This is a genomic window from Lentibacillus halophilus, from assembly GCF_055395055.1.
The window spans coordinates 1573262-1589168 of the sequence record NZ_AP043750.1; the positions used below are offsets into that span (position 1 = coordinate 1573262).

At 43.7% G+C, this 15907-nt stretch carries 16 protein-coding genes; 11 read left to right on the forward strand and 5 right to left on the reverse strand.

Annotated elements, in window-relative coordinates; translation table 11 throughout:
- Positions 1–46 precede the first annotated feature (46 nt).
- From serA to ACZ5Q7_RS07705, 3 genes are all read right to left on the reverse strand, one after another.
- Positions 47–1630: a phosphoglycerate dehydrogenase gene (gene serA, locus ACZ5Q7_RS07695; RefSeq protein WP_343752346.1), complete on the reverse strand. Its 1584-nt coding sequence runs from the start codon at positions 1628–1630 to the stop codon at positions 47–49.
- Positions 1631–1632: 2 nt separating this feature from the next.
- Complete coding sequence (locus ACZ5Q7_RS07700) at positions 1633–2787, reverse strand: pyridoxal-phosphate-dependent aminotransferase family protein (protein ID WP_343752345.1); 1155 nt, start codon at positions 2785–2787, stop codon at positions 1633–1635.
- Positions 2788–3044: 257 nt separating this feature from the next.
- Entirely contained in the window at positions 3045–4217 is a 1173-nt protein-coding gene (locus ACZ5Q7_RS07705; protein WP_343752344.1) for a D-alanyl-D-alanine carboxypeptidase family protein, read from the reverse strand.
- Positions 4218–4504: 287 nt separating this feature from the next.
- On the opposite strand from ACZ5Q7_RS07705, the gene ACZ5Q7_RS07710 reads away from it, so the two are divergent.
- A complete protein-coding gene (locus tag ACZ5Q7_RS07710) occupies positions 4505–5107 on the forward strand; it encodes a superoxide dismutase family protein (protein WP_343752343.1) in 603 nt (200 codons plus the stop codon).
- Between the two features lie 57 nt (positions 5108–5164).
- On the opposite strand, the gene ACZ5Q7_RS07715 is transcribed toward ACZ5Q7_RS07710, so the two are convergent.
- Complete coding sequence (locus ACZ5Q7_RS07715) at positions 5165–5608, reverse strand: DUF5392 family protein (RefSeq protein ID WP_343752342.1); 444 nt, start codon at positions 5606–5608, stop codon at positions 5165–5167.
- Between the two features lie 221 nt (positions 5609–5829).
- On the opposite strand from ACZ5Q7_RS07715, the gene ACZ5Q7_RS07720 reads away from it, so the two are divergent.
- The 10 genes from ACZ5Q7_RS07720 to ACZ5Q7_RS07765 all read left to right on the forward strand — a co-directional run bounded on the left by ACZ5Q7_RS07720 (position 5830) and on the right by ACZ5Q7_RS07765 (position 15533).
- On the forward strand, positions 5830–6162 hold the full coding sequence (locus ACZ5Q7_RS07720; RefSeq protein ID WP_343752341.1) for a tRNA-binding protein: 333 nt from the start codon (positions 5830–5832) through the stop codon (positions 6160–6162).
- Between the two features lie 69 nt (positions 6163–6231).
- Positions 6232–7596 (forward strand): sigma-54 interaction domain-containing protein, encoded by a 1365-nt coding sequence (locus ACZ5Q7_RS07725; protein ID WP_343752340.1) that lies wholly within the window; start codon positions 6232–6234, stop codon positions 7594–7596.
- A 224-nt stretch (positions 7597–7820) separates the two neighbouring features.
- A complete protein-coding gene (locus ACZ5Q7_RS07730; RefSeq protein ID WP_464432701.1) occupies positions 7821–8516 on the forward strand; it encodes a CoA transferase subunit A in 696 nt (231 codons plus the stop codon).
- A gap of 22 nt (positions 8517–8538) precedes the next feature.
- Positions 8539–9213 (forward strand): 3-oxoacid CoA-transferase subunit B, encoded by a 675-nt coding sequence (locus ACZ5Q7_RS07735; RefSeq protein ID WP_343752337.1) that lies wholly within the window; start codon positions 8539–8541, stop codon positions 9211–9213.
- Positions 9214–9286: 73 nt separating this feature from the next.
- The gene (locus tag ACZ5Q7_RS07740) at positions 9287–10063 is read left to right on the forward strand and encodes a 3-hydroxybutyrate dehydrogenase (RefSeq protein ID WP_343752336.1); all 777 of its coding nucleotides are present in this window, start codon (positions 9287–9289) and stop codon (positions 10061–10063) included.
- A 22-nt stretch (positions 10064–10085) separates the two neighbouring features.
- The gene (locus ACZ5Q7_RS07745) at positions 10086–11264 is read left to right on the forward strand and encodes a thiolase family protein (RefSeq protein ID WP_343752335.1); all 1179 of its coding nucleotides are present in this window, start codon (positions 10086–10088) and stop codon (positions 11262–11264) included.
- Between the two features lie 21 nt (positions 11265–11285).
- Positions 11286–12569, forward strand: a complete 1284-nt coding sequence (locus ACZ5Q7_RS07750; RefSeq protein ID WP_343752334.1) for a GntP family permease — start codon at positions 11286–11288, stop codon at positions 12567–12569.
- Positions 12570–12743: 174 nt separating this feature from the next.
- The gene (locus ACZ5Q7_RS07755) at positions 12744–13136 is read left to right on the forward strand and encodes a VOC family protein (protein WP_343752333.1); all 393 of its coding nucleotides are present in this window, start codon (positions 12744–12746) and stop codon (positions 13134–13136) included.
- Between the two features lie 29 nt (positions 13137–13165).
- Positions 13166–14548 carry an FAD-binding oxidoreductase gene (locus ACZ5Q7_RS07760; RefSeq protein ID WP_343752332.1) on the forward strand — a complete coding sequence of 461 codons (1383 nt, stop codon included), beginning with the start codon at positions 13166–13168 and terminating at the stop codon, positions 14546–14548.
- A 109-nt stretch (positions 14549–14657) separates the two neighbouring features.
- Positions 14658–15533, forward strand: a complete 876-nt coding sequence (locus tag ACZ5Q7_RS07765; RefSeq protein WP_343752331.1) for a cytochrome c oxidase assembly protein — start codon at positions 14658–14660, stop codon at positions 15531–15533.
- Positions 15534–15619: 86 nt separating this feature from the next.
- Here ACZ5Q7_RS07765 and ACZ5Q7_RS07770 read toward each other — a convergent pair whose 3' ends face one another.
- Positions 15620–15838 (reverse strand): Spo0E family sporulation regulatory protein-aspartic acid phosphatase, encoded by a 219-nt coding sequence (locus ACZ5Q7_RS07770; protein WP_425542363.1) that lies wholly within the window; start codon positions 15836–15838, stop codon positions 15620–15622.
- Between the last annotated feature and the right edge of the window lie 69 nt (positions 15839–15907).

The window sequence follows — 15907 nt, forward strand, 5'->3', positions numbered from 1 at the left end:
AAACGCTTGAAGCGATTCAAGCGTTTTTCGGTCATATGCTTTTTTCCTATAAGTCAACAGCTGTTACATCACTGATTTCTTCCAATTGTTTCAATGCGGTCATTTCATCTTTATCCAAAAATTTATCCACGGTCAGAATCATGATGGCATCGCCACCGACGTTGGAACGGTCCACCTGCATGGTGGCAATGTTAACATGATACTGGGAAAGAAGGCTGCCCATATTGCCAATGACACCCGGAAGGTCCTTGTGGTGGATAATGACAAGATGCCCTTGTGGAACCACATCAACACTGTATTGATCAACTCGAACGATACGTGGCCCCAAACCATTCAGCAATGTACCGGAAACACTGCGCGCTCCCGAATTAGTTTTCACTTCAACGGTGAGCAGATTGGTGAAGCCTTTGGTGGTTGCCGTTCTGCTTTCGTTAATTGTTATCCCTTTTTGTTCGGCAAGGTATAGGGCGTTAACGTCGTTTACATGGCTGCCAAGGTGCCGTTGAAGCAGTCCTTTTACGGCATTCCGTGTGATTGGTGCCATTTTCACGTCCGATAACTCACCAGAATAATAGACGTTTACCTCTTCCGGTACATCCTCAGTCAAGTGAATAAGGAACGTTCCCAGTTTGTCGGCAAGATGAAAGTATGGTTCAATTTGGCTGAGAACATCGCTTGGGACAGATGGCATATTGACCGGATTTTGAGCCATCTCACCAGTCAGATGGTTTATAATATCACGGCAGACATCAATGGCCACATTTTCCTGGGCCTCGACTGTGCTGGCGCCAAGGTGCGGTGTGGCAATCACTTGGGGAAGCTGCAGCAATTTGTGATCCTGGAACGGTTCGTCTTCCAGTACATCAATGGCAGCGCCTGCTACTTTCCCGGATACAATAGCATCATATAAAGCATCTTCCTCAATAATGCCGCCGCGGGCACAGTTCATAATGTGGACACCGTCTTTCATTTTGGAAAAGGCGTCCGCATTAATCATATGATGGGTGTCTTTTAATAACGGTGTATGAACGGTGATATAGTCCGCTTCCTGAAAAACGTCTTCCAGTGTTCCGTATTCGATTCCCATCTGGTCAGCCTTTTCTTCCGTAAAAAATGGATCATAGGCTATGACATCCATGCGTTGCCCTTTGGCTCGGTAAGCGACTTCGGTACCGATGCGTCCGAGTCCGATAATGCCAAGCTTTTTGCCTTTCAGCTCAAAGCCGACGTATTTTTTCCGATCCCACTTGCCATTTTGCAGGGATAAGTGTGCTTGGGGAATCTGTCTGGAAAGCGCCATGGTCATAGCCATGGTATGCTCGGCTGCTGAATTCGTGTTTCCATTTGGTGCGTTGACCACAAGGACACCGTGTTCGGTAGCGGCATCTAAGTCAATGTTGTCCACACCCACACCGGCTCTGCCAATAATTTTTAACCTGGATGCCTTTTCGATAACAGAACGCGTTACTTTGGTTTGGCTTCGGACCAATAGTGCGTCGAATTGATCAATGCGATTTTCCAGTTCATCCGGAGACAGGCCTGTCTCGTCTGTAACGGTGACGTTCGGATCATGTTGTAAAACGCTCAACCCTTCTGTGCTGATCGGGTCAGCGGCCAGTATATGAAACAATGTTAATTACCCCCTTTGAGCAGGACTTCTTGCGCCGCCCGGGTTCCTGCGCCCAGTACAATTGATTTGCCGATTCTGTGCAAGGCTGTTTCGATGATGCTGATCGTCTGCAGCACATCAATCGGTGAGCAGTATCCCATATGCCCGATACGGAAAATCTGTCCCTTTAAATGCTGCTGGCCACCAGCTGCGGAAAGACCGAATTCATTTTTTAGAACTCCCCGCAGTTTTTCTGCTTCGAAGTCATCCGGTTTGATGGCTGTAACTGTGGGCGATGATACTTCGTCCGCAGTTAGAAGCGGTATATTCAATGCTTTGAAAGCGGCGCGTGTCATCTCTTTCATTGTTTGATGTCGTTGATAAACCTGCTCCAACCCTTCCTCTTCCAGCATGGACAGTGTCTGTTCGAGTCCTAGTAATAATGAAAGTGCTGGTGTGAAAGGGCTGGAGTTATTCGCTAATGAATCACGATAACGTTTGAAGTCAAGATAGAATGATGGACGCTCGTTTCTCTCAATGACATGCCAAGCTCGTTCGCTCACGGCGGCGAATGTCAGCCCGGCCGGCAGCATCATTGCTTTTTGAGAACCAGTCACCAGTATGTCAATCCCCCATTCATCCATCTTCGTCTGTACACCACCGACACAGGAAACCCCGTCTACAATAAATAGGGTGTCCGTTTGTTGACGGACAACCCGAGCAAGTTCCTCTATCGGGTTCAGGACACCGGTTGAGGTTTCGCAGTAAGTAGCAAACACGGCCTTGATTTCCGGGTGCTCTGAAAGATATGACGCAATGGCGTCGGGTGAAACAGCCTCTCCCCATGCCACATCATAGCGGTGGACAGAAATCCGGTATTCGTTACATATTTTAACAAAGCGGTCGCCAAAAGCACCAGTAACGATGACAAGAACGTCATCATCGGGTTGGACAGCATTGACAACGGCTGCTTCCAGTCCGGCGGTGCCGCTCGCGGAAAGAATAAGTATATCTTGCTCGGTTCCGAAGATAGGCTTTAATTTTGGGGTGATCGTTTTCAGAAGATCTTTCGTTTCCTGATCACGGTGGCCTATCATTGGCTGACTCATTGCCCGTTGAACACTGGGCGGTACGGGAGTTGGACCCGGAATACGCAACAACGTTTGATCTCGGAGCATGATGTGTTCTCCTTTCGTTTTCATAACTGAACTGTGATTTATATAGCATAGCAAACATATACATTATGTCAATAAATTCAATTAAATTTTATTTTCCAAATGTTTGATGACGACACTGAAACATTCTCTATTCTTAGTATCGACCTCTTCAATCCATCACATCTCATTTTATCACGCTTTAATGGGCTGTCCCACCCCCGCTTTTAAACGCATGTCGATCACATGAATGAGAGGAGGCGATAATATGTCCATATTGCTTAACGCGCGTCGAGGTATTCTTCAAGAGTCATATTCTTTGAATCAATCGTTTGTGCAGCCTTTTGGCCGACATAGCGAAGATGCCATGGTTCATATTGATAACCTGTGATGTTTGTCTTGCCTTTAGGATAACGGATAATGAATCCGTAGTTGCTGGCATGTTTCTTGACCCATTGACCTTCATCCGTATTTGCAAAATCTGTTGTCAGTCGGAAATTAATATCTGCGCTCGTAACATCCATGGTCAATCCAGTCTGATGCTCACTTTCACCGGGCTGTGCACTGAATTGGTTGGCAGCCTTTTTGCCATGCTTTCTGGCATTGGCGGCAAAAATGGCTTCTTGCCGGTCAAATGAACGGTATCCGGATTGTGCAAAAAGATCAACCCCATCTTTATCACCAGCCACAAACATTTGCTCAAGAGCATTTGCAGCATTCTTCCGCATTTGCTTTTTTGGTAAATCCGCATCAAATGGAAACCGGACATTTGGTATGACAAGCTGATTCGGGATATAGTCATTCGGAAGACGATGGTTTTTATTGACGAGAACAAGTATGTCAGATGGGTTGGAAACAATCGTGTAGTTTTTTTCCTGATCATCACGTTCCTGTTTGTCAGAATGGCTTTCCGAATCTTGAGATATGCCATTTCCCGGGTTGATGGTCAATTTTCCTTCGACCGCTTGTAGAAGCCGGTCCCGTGTGTTCGGTCCATATACACCATCCACATTCAATGTTTCAATTTGTGCCTGGAAATCTTTAATGGCCCAAGCAGTGTTCTGATCGAATAACCCATCTTCCGTTAATGAATATCCCAACTGATTAAATGTCTGCTGCACACTGCTGACATTATTACCACGGTCCCCTTGGGTTAATGTGATACTTGGAAGTACTTTGTCGTTGGTATTATCTGTCTGATTATTCCCGGAATTCTCGTTATCTTTTGCAGTGTCTTTGTTTTGTTCCTGGGATGAGGAATCCTGTTTTTGCTTTGATGGATTTTCCTCTTTATCTTTATGCGTTTGTTCAGGGTTGTCGATTAGTGTTTTGTTCTTTTCTGACTGTTCGGAGTTGCTTGCCGGTTCAGCTTGATTAACCGGGCTATTGTTGTCACATGCAGTCAGTGACAAACAGGATAATATTATTATAATTAATACGTTTTTGTAGAACACAAGTTATCCACCTTTCGTTGCGTATATCGTTAATGGTTACGAATAATATTCTATAAAATAGACGGAATGAATAGCAAAAATTATTCAATGTTCGGTTAAAAATTTTTAACTATCATCCTTCCTCCTCTTAAGAATGGGGAAATGGTTTCATTTGAATGAGCATATCGAAGGTACCAATTTCCTGAACAATCACTGGCACTTCAGAATGATTTCACTTATAACCCGTTTAATTCTTCGCTATTATGTGAAAAGTTATAGTGAAACGATATTGGAAAGGGGTTTTGCAAATGAAGCGCTTGGTTTTGCTTCTATTTCTATTAACTGTAGTTGCCACTCTAGCGGCATGTGGTGGTAACGAAGACAATGATAACACGAACGCGCAGAACAACGAGGATCAGGACGATGAAGTGACCGAACAGAACGATGATAGTGATGATTCGCAAGAGGTTCAAGTAGACTTGCAAAATGGTGATAAAGAATCTGTCGGCACGGCAACCCTGGAGGAAGAATCGGATGGCGTTGAAGTCACGATTGAGGGTAAGAATCTACCAAAAGGCACGCATGCGTTTCATGTACATGAAAAGGGCGTATGTGAAGCACCGGACTTTAAATCGGCAGGAGGGCACTTTAATCCAGAAGATACCGATCACGGATTCGATACCTCGAATGGGCCACATGTTGGGGACATGCCTAATATTGCAGTCGGCGAAGATGGTACCGTGGAACAGTCATTTCTTTTGAAGAACGCCACATTGAACAAAAACGACGATCATTCATTGATGGGAAAGAATGGGACATCGCTTGTCATACATGAAGGTGCAGATGATGGTGAATCGCAACCATCTGGAGATGCCGGCAGTCGACTGGCTTGCGGATCCATCAGCAAATAAAAGGAATAAATTCCATTAAAAGGACGAACGACCCAAATGGTTGTTCGTCCTTTTTTATCAGTCTTCCATTGTCTGTTTTCGTTTGTGTTCTTCGGACAGGAAATTAAAAAATGTTTGCATGCTGAATTTGGGTTTAGCTTTCACATTTGCAATATATTGATCTTTGGTATAGTCGTTTACGTGGTCACTTTGTTGGATCCGTTCGATAATGTGGTTCATCCCGATTTGTCGTATTTCTTTATTGACGTGTCTGGATTCCTTGTATAATGCTGCTCCAATGGCACCCAACAGGGCATAAACGCCAATGGTGATAAGCATATCCTGTGTGTAGCCATTGATGACAAGCATGAAAAACAGATTGATGATCGAAATGCTTAATAATGGGATGGAAACAACCATATATTTGGAGCTCTTTTTCAGTTTTGGTTTCACCAGCTCGTCAATAATTTCCAGTTCCCTTTCAATGAATGCAGGCATGCCTTTGGACATGAATTGGTTCATATAACTTATCCGCTCCTTAAAAAAGGATTATCATTCCGCCTGTACACGATTCAATAGGTTTATTTGATTATCTCAATTATATAACGTTAACGGGCAATTTGTCATTCAAACAGCTTTTTCAAAATATGTTTTCCAAAAGGGAACGCGTTTGCTTGTACAGGAATGAATAAATGCGAGACAATAATGTTGGAACATTTGATGAATAGATGGAGGGAAACATCATGGCAACCATGGATGACTTTAATGAACTGGATATGCGTGTTGGAACGATTTTGAATGCAGAACCATTTCCTGAGGCAAATAAGCCAGCCATTAAACTGAAAATACATTTCGGAAAAGAAATTGGCATAAAACAATCGTCAGCACAGATTACACGACGCTATGAACCAGACAAGTTAATTGGTCGACAGGTGATTGGTGTCGTAAATTTTCCATCGGTTCGGATTGCGGGATTTGCATCAGAAGTATTAGTGTTGGGAGGTGTTCCCGGGGAAGGGGATGTCGTGCTTTTGAACACTGATGATCCGGTTGACAATGGAACTCCGATTTCATGATCGCCTTTATCACCATATGATACTGGTTATTTATAGAATGAAAAAATACGTGATTCTGGAGGTCCATCCATGCTGTCAACCATCAAGGAGTACAAGGAAGAAGTTATTGAGACAGTGTTTGAAAAATCCCATTTTTGCTTTGTTGCTATTGATGAAAACGGAGTGATAACGTATTTGAATAACAGTTATTGCCACTTTCTTGGAGTGACCAAAGAAGAGAGTATCGGAAAACATGTTACAGCTATTATTGAGAACACGCGCTTGCATGTGGTAGCTGAAACTGGTCAAGAAGAAATTGCTGATCTGCAATATATACGGGGAAATCATATGGTTGCTAATCGGATTCCCGTTTTCTCCAACGGGAAGTCTGTTGGTGCTGTTGGAACGGTTTTATATAGGGACAAAAAAGAATGGATGAAAATGAACACCCACATTAAAAACCTGCTATTAGAGATAGAACATTATCGGAAACGGCTTAATGATGACCATGGCGCAACGTATTCCCTTCACGACATTGTAGGTAGTTCCCCCCAGCTATATGATGTCAAGGGAAAAGTCAAAAAACTGGCACCGGGTGACATTACCATTCTTCTGCAAGGGGAAAGCGGCACGGGAAAGGAATTATTCGCTCATAGCATTCACCAGCTGAGTGAACGCCATACTGCACCATTCATTAAAATAAATTGCGCGGCCATTCCAGAGGGGCTGCTGGAAACGGAACTTTTTGGTTATGTTCCGGGAGCTTTTACCGGTGCAAAAAAAGAAGGAAAACAGGGCAAGTTTCAACTTGCTGACGGTGGCACACTTTTTTTGGATGAAATTGGTGATATGCCATTGGATGCACAAGTCAAAATTCTTCGCGTTCTTCAGGAGGGGGAAGTGGAACAAATTGGCTCTGAAAAGTCACAGAAAGTGGATGTGCGAATTATTGCTGCTACGAACCAATCATTGGAAACATTGGTCGAGCAGCAACGCTTTCGAGAAGATTTGTATTACCGGATCAATGTTTTGCGACTCCGAATCCCGCCGCTCAGAGAACGAAGGGAAGATGTTCGCATACTTGCCAAATATATGATTCATAAAGTATCCAATCGCACTGGACAACGGGTAGTGGATGCCGATCCGGACGTTTTGCAGTTTTTTCAGCAATATGATTGGCCTGGTAATGTAAGGGAGATGGAAAACGTCATTGAATCAGCGGTTCATCTTTCTGATTCAGAAATGATTACAATGGATGATTTACCAGATCAAATGCAGTTGGATGGATATATAACCAATCAGGATATGACTTTGAAAAACATCTTGGAAAAAGCGGAACTGCAAGCAGTGAAACATGCATTGAACAAGACGAATGGTGATAAGCGAAAGGCGGCAAACCTTCTCGATATAGGCAAATCCAGTTTCTATGAGAAAGTAAAAAAATATGATTTGTAATGTTCCGGAATGTTGGAAATGAATCCAGTTTTCCGGAAAGCCATAGAATGATCTATTGAAGTCATTTTAGACGGTGTTTGCCAATAGCAAAAAAAGCCCGGATTCCGATTGAACGGAAACCGGGCTTTTTTTGTTAATTTAAATTTCCTGTCATATCCGTTGTGAAGGACAGTGAAAATGTTGGCATATTTTTTGCTTTATAATTGTTGAAGGAGCTGATAGAAATGAAAGCGATTTATACCTCGTTTGATGAGGCCGTAAAACAAATACAAAATGGTTCTACTATTATGGTTGGAGGCTTCGGGTTGGTTGGAATACCTGAAAATCTCATTCAGGCCCTTGTCAATTCAGATGTTCGTCATTTAACGGTTATTTCCAATAACTGTGGTGTTGATGATTGGGGGCTTGGGTTGCTTTTGCAAAATAAACAAATCGATAGAATCATTGGTTCTTACGTCGGGGAAAACAAAGAGTTTGAACGGCAAGTGCTGGCCGGAGAATTGGAAGTGGAACTGACGCCTCAAGGAACGCTGGCAGAAAAAATTCGTGCAGGCGGCGCTGGCATTCCAGCGTTTTACACCCCGGCAGGCGTTGGCACACCAATTGCTGAGGGTGGAGAAGTCCGTGTGTTTAACAATAAGGAGTATTTGCTTCAGACAGCGTTAACAGCTGACTTTAGTCTTGTACGTGCGGCTCGCGGTGATGTGGATGGCAACCTGATATACAATAAGACGGCACGTAACTTCAATCCCATAATGGCGGCAGCAGGTGGGGTTACGATCGCTGAAGTCGAACAACTGACGGAACGAGCTTCTATGGATCCGGACCACATTCATACACCAGGTATTTATGTTCAAGGTCTGGTTGAAGGGCAGCAGGAAAAACGAATTGAACGGCGCACCGTCAGACAAGGATCTTAAATGTTAGAAGGAGGTTTGAAAGATGGTTAAACAAATGGATAAAGCAGCAATGAGAGAACAAATGGCTAAACGTGCTGAGAGAGAAATAGAAAATGGTTTTTATGTGAATTTGGGGATTGGCATGCCAACGATGGTTGCTAATTTTATAGAGAACGGAAAACAAGTCGTCTTGCAGTCTGAAAATGGCTTACTCGGTATTGGCAAGTCCCCGTTGGAGGAAGAAGTTGATCCGGATTTGATTAACGCCGGTAAAGAAACGGTTACTGCTCAGGAAGGTGCATCATTTTTTGATAATGCGGAATCCTTTGCCATGGTTCGTGGCGGCCATCTTGATCTTGCCATTCTTGGAGGGATGGAAGTATCTGTTTCCGGTGATTTAGCCAATTGGATGATTCCGGGTAAAATGATCAAAGGTATGGGCGGTGCGATGGATATTGTGCATGGGGCTAAAAAAGTCGTCATTATCATGGATCATGTCAATAAGCATGGCGAGCCTAAAATTTTGAACGAATGCAAGCTGCCACTGACGGGCAAAGGCATCGTCAATCGCATCGTTACCGATCGTGCCGTTATTGATGTGGAGGAATCGGGACTGAAACTTTTAGAAGTTGCTGAAGGGTGGACCACGGAGGACGTTGTTTCCGCCACCGAACCGGAACTTCAGATCAGTGACCAGCTGGAAATGGGGACGTATTAAAACGAGAGAACCATTTTGTGAAAATCAGGAGCATTAAAGGCAAGAAAATGAATAGGCAGGAGGAATGATAAGAATGGCAGAAAATAGCGTCGTCTTTATTACAGGGGCAGCGAGCGGAATAGGTTATGAAATTGGTTTGGAATTTGCCAAAAATGGTGCAAACGTAGCTTTGTCAGATATAAATAAAGAAAAAGTGGAGAGTGTGGAAAAACAGTTGAAAGAAGATGGACATCACTGTATTGGCATTACATGTGATGTAACGAAAGAGGATGAGATTCAGCAAGCCATCAATCAAACCGTGGAAACGTTTGGCAGGATTGACGTTTTAATAAATAACGCCGGAATGCAGCATGTTGCATCTGTTGAAGCATTCCCAACAGAAACATTCGAGTCGATTACCAACATCATGCTTGTAGCCCCATTTATGGTCACCAAACATGTCTTTCCCATTATGAAAGATCAAGGGTTTGGACGAATTATTAATATGGCTTCGATAAATGGGTTGATCGGATTTGCTGGAAAAGCAGCCTACAATAGCGCTAAACATGGTGTGATTGGATTAACAAAAGTAACGGCTCTTGAGGGAGCTGACCATGGCATAACTGTCAATGCTATGTGTCCAGGGTATGTTGATACACCGCTTGTCCGCAACCAATTTGAAGATCTGGCTAAAAACCGCAACGTCCCAGTGGAAAAAGTGCTGGAAGAGGTGCTGTATCCGCTGGTTCCACAAAAACGGCTGTTGGAAGTAAAGGAAGTAGCTGATTATACGATGTTTTTGGCAAGTGATCAAGCAAAAGGGGTTACCGGTCAAGCTGTCGTTCTAGATGGTGGGTATACGGCTCAATAAGAATGGAATGGAGGCGAGTTAAATGGACCATGTATATATTTTGGAAGGGGCCAGAACCCCTTTTGGCACGTTTGGTGGCAGTCTGAAAGATGTTGATCCGACAGAACTCAGCGTAACAGTGAGCAAAGAAGCAATCCGGCGCAGCAGTGTTAATGAAGAAGACATTGATTTGACAGTCATGGGCAACGTCATTCATTCATCGCAGAATGCACCTTATATGACAAGACATATGGCACTTCAGGCGGGAATTCCGCTTGCAAGTCCCGCATTGACCGTTAATCGGTTGTGCGGCTCAGGCCTGCAATCAGTCGTATCCGCTGCCCAGTCCATCATGCTGGGAGACGGCGACGTGGCATTGGCAGGTGGCGTGGAAAGCATGAGTCTTGCACCACATGCATTACACGGCAGCCGTTTCGGTACCAAATTGAAAACACCACAGATCGATGACATGCTCTGGGCGGCCCTGACCGATGAATATATCGGTGCTGGTATGGGGGTTACAGCTGAAAATCTAGCTGCGGCGTATTCTATTACGCGTAAGGAACAGGATGAATATGCGGCATTGAGTCATCACCGTGCGGCAGAAGCCAGAAATAACGGAAAATTTGCTGAAGAAATTGTTCCAGTTGAGCGAAAGACAAGAAAGGGAATGGTAACGGTTGATACCGATGATCATATTCGAGAAGATACAACTTCTGATCAATTGAGCAAGTTAAACCCTTCCTTTAAGCAAGACGGGACAGTCACAGGAGGAAATGCCAGTGGCATTAACGATGGTGCGGGGGCAACCATTATTGCAGGTGAAGACTACGTTCAGCGACATGGTCTCAATCCTGCTGCCAAAATCATTTCTTACGGCATTGCAGGGGTGGATCCGTCTATGATGGGCATTGGCCCCGTTCCTGCTATCAAGCAGGCCCTCGCAAAAGCTGGCATGACTATCGACGAAATGGATTTGATTGAAGTGAATGAAGCATTTGCCGCCCAGTATTTATCCGTTGAAAGAGAATTGGGACTTGACCGTGACAAGACCAACGTCAATGGAGGTGCTATTTCGCTTGGTCATCCAATTGGTGCAAGTGGAACGAGGGTATTGTACACATTAATTCGGGAACTGAAGCGACAAAATAAAAGATACGGCATTGCTTCTCTCTGTATAGGGGGAGGACAGGGAATTGCAATGATTGTGGAAACACCTTAAAAATATTAACGGAGGGGTTTTATGTTTGGCATCCTTTTAGGGCTAGTTGTGTTAATGGTTTTGGCTTATTTGGGTTGGTCGATTATTTGGGTAGCACCGATTGCTGCCGGTGTAGTGGCACTCACAGGGGGATTGGATTTACTAAATGCATATACAGATACGTACATGAGTGGGTTTGTGGGTTTTGCCAAAAGTTGGTTCCCTGTTTTTATGTTAGGAGCGGTTTTTGGGAAATTAATGGAAGATACCGGGATGGCAAGATCCGTTGCTGTTGCTTTAACGAAGCTCATTGGAACTAAGCGCGCCATCCTTGGCGTACTCGCGTCTTCTGCAGTGTTGACCTATGGAGGTGTCAGCCTGTTTGTTGTTGTCTTTGCCGTCTATCCATTAGCTTTATCACTTTTTCGTGAGGCTAATATAAGTAGACGGTTAATTCCCGGTACTGTTGCACTTGGGGCATTTACATTTACAATGACAGCCGTTCCAGGATCACCACAGATACAAAATCTTATTCCGACCGATTATTTTAATACAACAGCCATGGCAGCCCCGGTGATGGGAATAGCAGCAACGATAATCATGGCTGTTGGTGGGTATTTCTATATGCGGTATCGTGAGAAACAGTTAACTGCCAATGGTGAGTACTATACGGAACCTCAGGATAAAAGTGTTATAAACATGGAAGGCGATACACCGAACTTTCTTTTGTCTCTTTTGCCATTATTGACAGTCCTTTTGACACTGAACGTATTGGGATGGGACATTGTTGTCGCATTAATGTCGGGTATTGTTCTAATTATGTTGTTGAACCTGCCGAAATTCAAAGGTTTTGTAAAAGCGATTAATGCAGGGGCCAATGGATCTATTGTAGCGATTATTAATACCAGTGCTGCTGTTGGATTCGGTACTGTTGTTCAAGCTGTACCCGGTTTTAATCGATTGACCGAACTATTAATGGGAATTAAAGGTAATCCGCTTATTTCTGAAGCAGTGGCGGTGAATATACTGGCAGGTGCAACTGGATCAGCCTCTGGCGGTATGGGAATAGCGCTGGAGTCATTGGGATCAAAGTATTATGAAATAGCTATGAATACTGGGATAAATCCAGAGGCATTTCACCGAGTCGCTTCCCTTTCATCTGGGGGTTTGGATGTCCTTCCGCATAACGGTGCCGTTCTGACACTGTTTGCGATAACGGGAATGACACACAAAGACAGTTATAGGGATATATTTGTTGTTGGTATCGTCATTCCGGTTATATCCGTCGCTGTTGCCATTCTGATTGCTTCCATGGGAATCTATTAAAGGAGAAATGTTCTTTTAAATTGACAGAATAGGAATAATTTTTTAATATTTAGATTATACCTGTTAAAATGCTGTCGTTGTCTATCGTGCAACCACAGCATTTTTTAATTTCATATGCATTGCATTAAAATCAGAGACAATTCCTGATATAATGGAATGGAATGGAGGTCGAACATGCGCATTAAAGTAACAAGTATATTTGTAGACGATCAGGAGAATGCACTTCAATTTTATACGGATATGCTGGGATTCCAAAAAAAGAAGGATATGTATGTGGGTAATGGTGACATGAAATGGCTCACCGTCGTGTCGCCAGAGGATCCGGATGGGGTCGAATTGCTTTTGGAACCAAATGATAATGAAGCGGCCAAAACGTATCAAAAAGCTATATACGAACAGGGGATTCCTGCCGCTTCGTTTGTAGTCGATGATATTTGGGCTGAATATGAACATATGACGTACTATGATGTGAACTTCACGCTCGAACCAACCAATGCAGGATCAATGACGTTTGCTATTTTTGATGATACGTGCGGAAATTTAATTCAGTTATCACAAGCTAGGTAACGACAGTATTTCGAAGGAGGCGCATGTAGATGCAAGATACCGGGAAACGTATAGAAGCCGTTGAAGAATTGCGAAAGGTTCTGTCAGAGGACCGAGTGACCATGAATGAAACCATGCTGGAGCAGCATAGTTCGGATGAATCGTATCACACCCCTTACTTGCCTGATGTCGTCGTATTTCCGGACAATGCGGATGAAGTGAGTGACGTTATGGAGGTTGCTGCCCGTTTGGATATGCCTGTTGTGCCTTATGGCTATGGTTCCAGTCTGGAAGCCAGTGTCATCCCGCATCAAGGCGGTATTACGATTGACTTTGCCAATATGAACAACATTTTGAAAGTACGGGAAGATGATTTTTTAGTCACCGTTCAGCCGGGTGTTACACGATCACAATTGGATAAAGAATTAAAAAAATACGGTCTGTTTTTCACCGTTGATCCTGGTGCGGATGCGACACTGGGCGGTATGGCTGCAACGAACGCGAGTGGAACAACATCGGTTAAATATGGCATTATGCGTGATCAGGTGCGCGATATGGAGGTTGTTCTAGCAGATGGATCGACCATACATACCGGCAGCATGGCAGCAAAGTCATCATCCGGCTATAATTTGAATGGGCTCTTCGTCGGTTCGGAAGGAACATTGGGCTGTTTTACGGAATTGACTCTCAAAGTTACCGGTATTCCCGAGCATATTATGGCGGCAAGGGCAGAATTTACCTCTGTTGATGATGCTGTGGAAGCGGTTATTGCTATCATGCAGGCGGGTATATCCATTGCAAGGGTGGAATTAGTGGACGAAGAAGCCATCCGGCAGATGAACCTTTACAGTGATACCAGTTATCAGGAAGTGCCAACCTTGTTTCTCGAACTGCATGGCAATGAAGCAGGATTGCAGCATGACACTCAGTTCATGGAAGAGTTGGTTGTGGATATGAATTGCCGCCAAGTGGAATTTGAAACGGATACAGCTGGCCGCAATAAGCTATGGGAGGCTCGTCACCATGCAGCCTATGCGTTTATTCACAATCATCCAGGCAGGCAACAAATGGTCACCGATGTCTGTGTGCCGATATCCGAGCTCGCCGGTGCGATCAAGGATGCACGGGGAGCCATTCAAGCATCAGGTTTGTCCGGGGGGATTGTCGGGCATGTCGGTGATGGAAATTACCATATCCTTCTTATGCTTAATCCGTCAGACCCCTATGAAATGGAAAAGGCTGATCAAGTGAACGAACAGATCGTTAACTACGCTCTCGAGCGGGGTGGAACATGCACTGGAGAACATGGCGTTGGTACGGGAAAGCAAAAGTATCAACAGCGCGAACATGGCGGTGCTCTGCAAGTTATGCGGAAAATCAAGCGCGCCCTTGATCCGGACGATTTGTTGAACCCTGGCAAGATCATCGAATAGTTGCCGGAAAGCAGAATAATGGGGCATAAGCCAATTTGTATCCAATTTCCACCACCCTTTGTTAAACTGACATATAGATGGTAAACCAATAAAGTGGGGTTGATACGCAATGAATTCGTTGTTATCTAATCATGCATGGTATGAGCTGATAAGTCCGGTTACGTTGATAATGGCAGTGCTATTATGTTATTGGTATTTCCATGCCATTATTAAGAAGCCACATTACGGTTTGACAAACACGCAGAAGACGTACTTTTTCACGTCAGTCAGTTTATTTTTTCTTGTGGAAGGAACACCTTTGGATGTGATCGCGGACGATTACTTGCTCAGTGCGCTTGTGCTTCAGGTGTCGGTTATGGCCTTTGTTGTGGTTCCATTGTTTATTCTGAGTTTACCGGCGCAGTATTTGTCCGTCTTTTTTTGGCGCCACAAACGTACCAAGTTTGCCAAAAAGCTATTTGCCTACCCGTGGATATTAGCGCTTATCTTTAATGGTCTTGTTACGATGTTTCTCATTCCTTCGTTCTTTGACGCCATTCATGCGAGTTCATTGCTTCAATTTTTATATGAGGTTGTTTTAGTTACATTTGCTTTCCTTACCTGGTGGATTATTATACAGCCATATGACGAAGTGGCTGACAACAGCTATTTTAAGCGGCTTGCGTATGTATTTTTTACCGCTTTATTTTTGATGCCGATCGGTATTTTTTTACTGGCAGTACAACAAACGCTATATACCTCTTATATGGATGTATCAGGTGATTTGATACCGGTATTGAATGTTGTTTATGATCAGCAGTTGGCCGGAGCGTTGCTTAAAATTCTTCAGTTATCCAGTTATTCCATTGCTTTGTTTTATTTGTTGAAAATGTGGGGCATTAGTGATAGTGAGCAAGAAGAACAGGACGATGATAAACGTGTTGTCCAAGGGATTGTCATTCAATTGAATGAACGCAACAGGAAAAACAAGGGGCGAAAAAGGTAATATCCGAAGAACATTCAGCGACTGGATTTGCGGAAACCAATCGAATATTAATGTGTTGAAGAGACACAAAAGAGGGACACATCAGCTTAAGCGCTGATGTGTCCCTCTTGCGTTAACATATTATAACGGAATAGATCCTCATCATAGTTATCATGGTTGTGTTGATTCAGGTTGTCAAAAAGGTTTAATAGCGTGTCCAGCTGTTGGCTACAAATGATTGTATGTTGATCTGTGAGACCATACGTTACGCCCAGCTTAATCATTTCTTCTTTTTTATTGGTAATAGCCATTTTTAGTATTTCCATGATACACCAGTCTTCCCTTCCAATATAAATGATATAGGTCATTTGTCATTTCTAACAAAATCGCACAAA

Excerpts from the sequence above, each read along its gene's own strand:
- ACZ5Q7_RS07700 (WP_343752345.1), bottom strand. The coding sequence starts at position 2,787 with ATGCTCCGAGATCAAACGTTGTTGCGTATTCCGGGTCCAACTCCCGTA.
- ACZ5Q7_RS07710 (WP_343752343.1), top strand. The coding sequence starts at position 4,505 with ATGAAGCGCTTGGTTTTGCTTCTATTTCTATTAACTGTAGTTGCCACT.
- ACZ5Q7_RS07715 (WP_343752342.1), bottom strand. The coding sequence starts at position 5,608 with ATGAACCAATTCATGTCCAAAGGCATGCCTGCATTCATTGAAAGGGAA.
- ACZ5Q7_RS07720 (WP_343752341.1), top strand. The coding sequence starts at position 5,830 with ATGGCAACCATGGATGACTTTAATGAACTGGATATGCGTGTTGGAACG.
- ACZ5Q7_RS07725 (WP_343752340.1), top strand. The coding sequence starts at position 6,232 with ATGCTGTCAACCATCAAGGAGTACAAGGAAGAAGTTATTGAGACAGTG.
- ACZ5Q7_RS07730 (WP_464432701.1), top strand. The coding sequence starts at position 7,821 with ATGAAAGCGATTTATACCTCGTTTGATGAGGCCGTAAAACAAATACAA.
- ACZ5Q7_RS07735 (WP_343752337.1), top strand. The coding sequence starts at position 8,539 with ATGGTTAAACAAATGGATAAAGCAGCAATGAGAGAACAAATGGCTAAA.
- ACZ5Q7_RS07740 (WP_343752336.1), top strand. The coding sequence starts at position 9,287 with ATGGCAGAAAATAGCGTCGTCTTTATTACAGGGGCAGCGAGCGGAATA.
- ACZ5Q7_RS07745 (WP_343752335.1), top strand. The coding sequence starts at position 10,086 with ATGGACCATGTATATATTTTGGAAGGGGCCAGAACCCCTTTTGGCACG.
- ACZ5Q7_RS07750 (WP_343752334.1), top strand. The coding sequence starts at position 11,286 with ATGTTTGGCATCCTTTTAGGGCTAGTTGTGTTAATGGTTTTGGCTTAT.
- ACZ5Q7_RS07755 (WP_343752333.1), top strand. The coding sequence starts at position 12,744 with ATGCGCATTAAAGTAACAAGTATATTTGTAGACGATCAGGAGAATGCA.
- ACZ5Q7_RS07760 (WP_343752332.1), top strand. The coding sequence starts at position 13,166 with ATGCAAGATACCGGGAAACGTATAGAAGCCGTTGAAGAATTGCGAAAG.
- ACZ5Q7_RS07765 (WP_343752331.1), top strand. The coding sequence starts at position 14,658 with ATGAATTCGTTGTTATCTAATCATGCATGGTATGAGCTGATAAGTCCG.
- ACZ5Q7_RS07770 (WP_425542363.1), bottom strand. The coding sequence starts at position 15,838 with ATGGAAATACTAAAAATGGCTATTACCAATAAAAAAGAAGAAATGATT.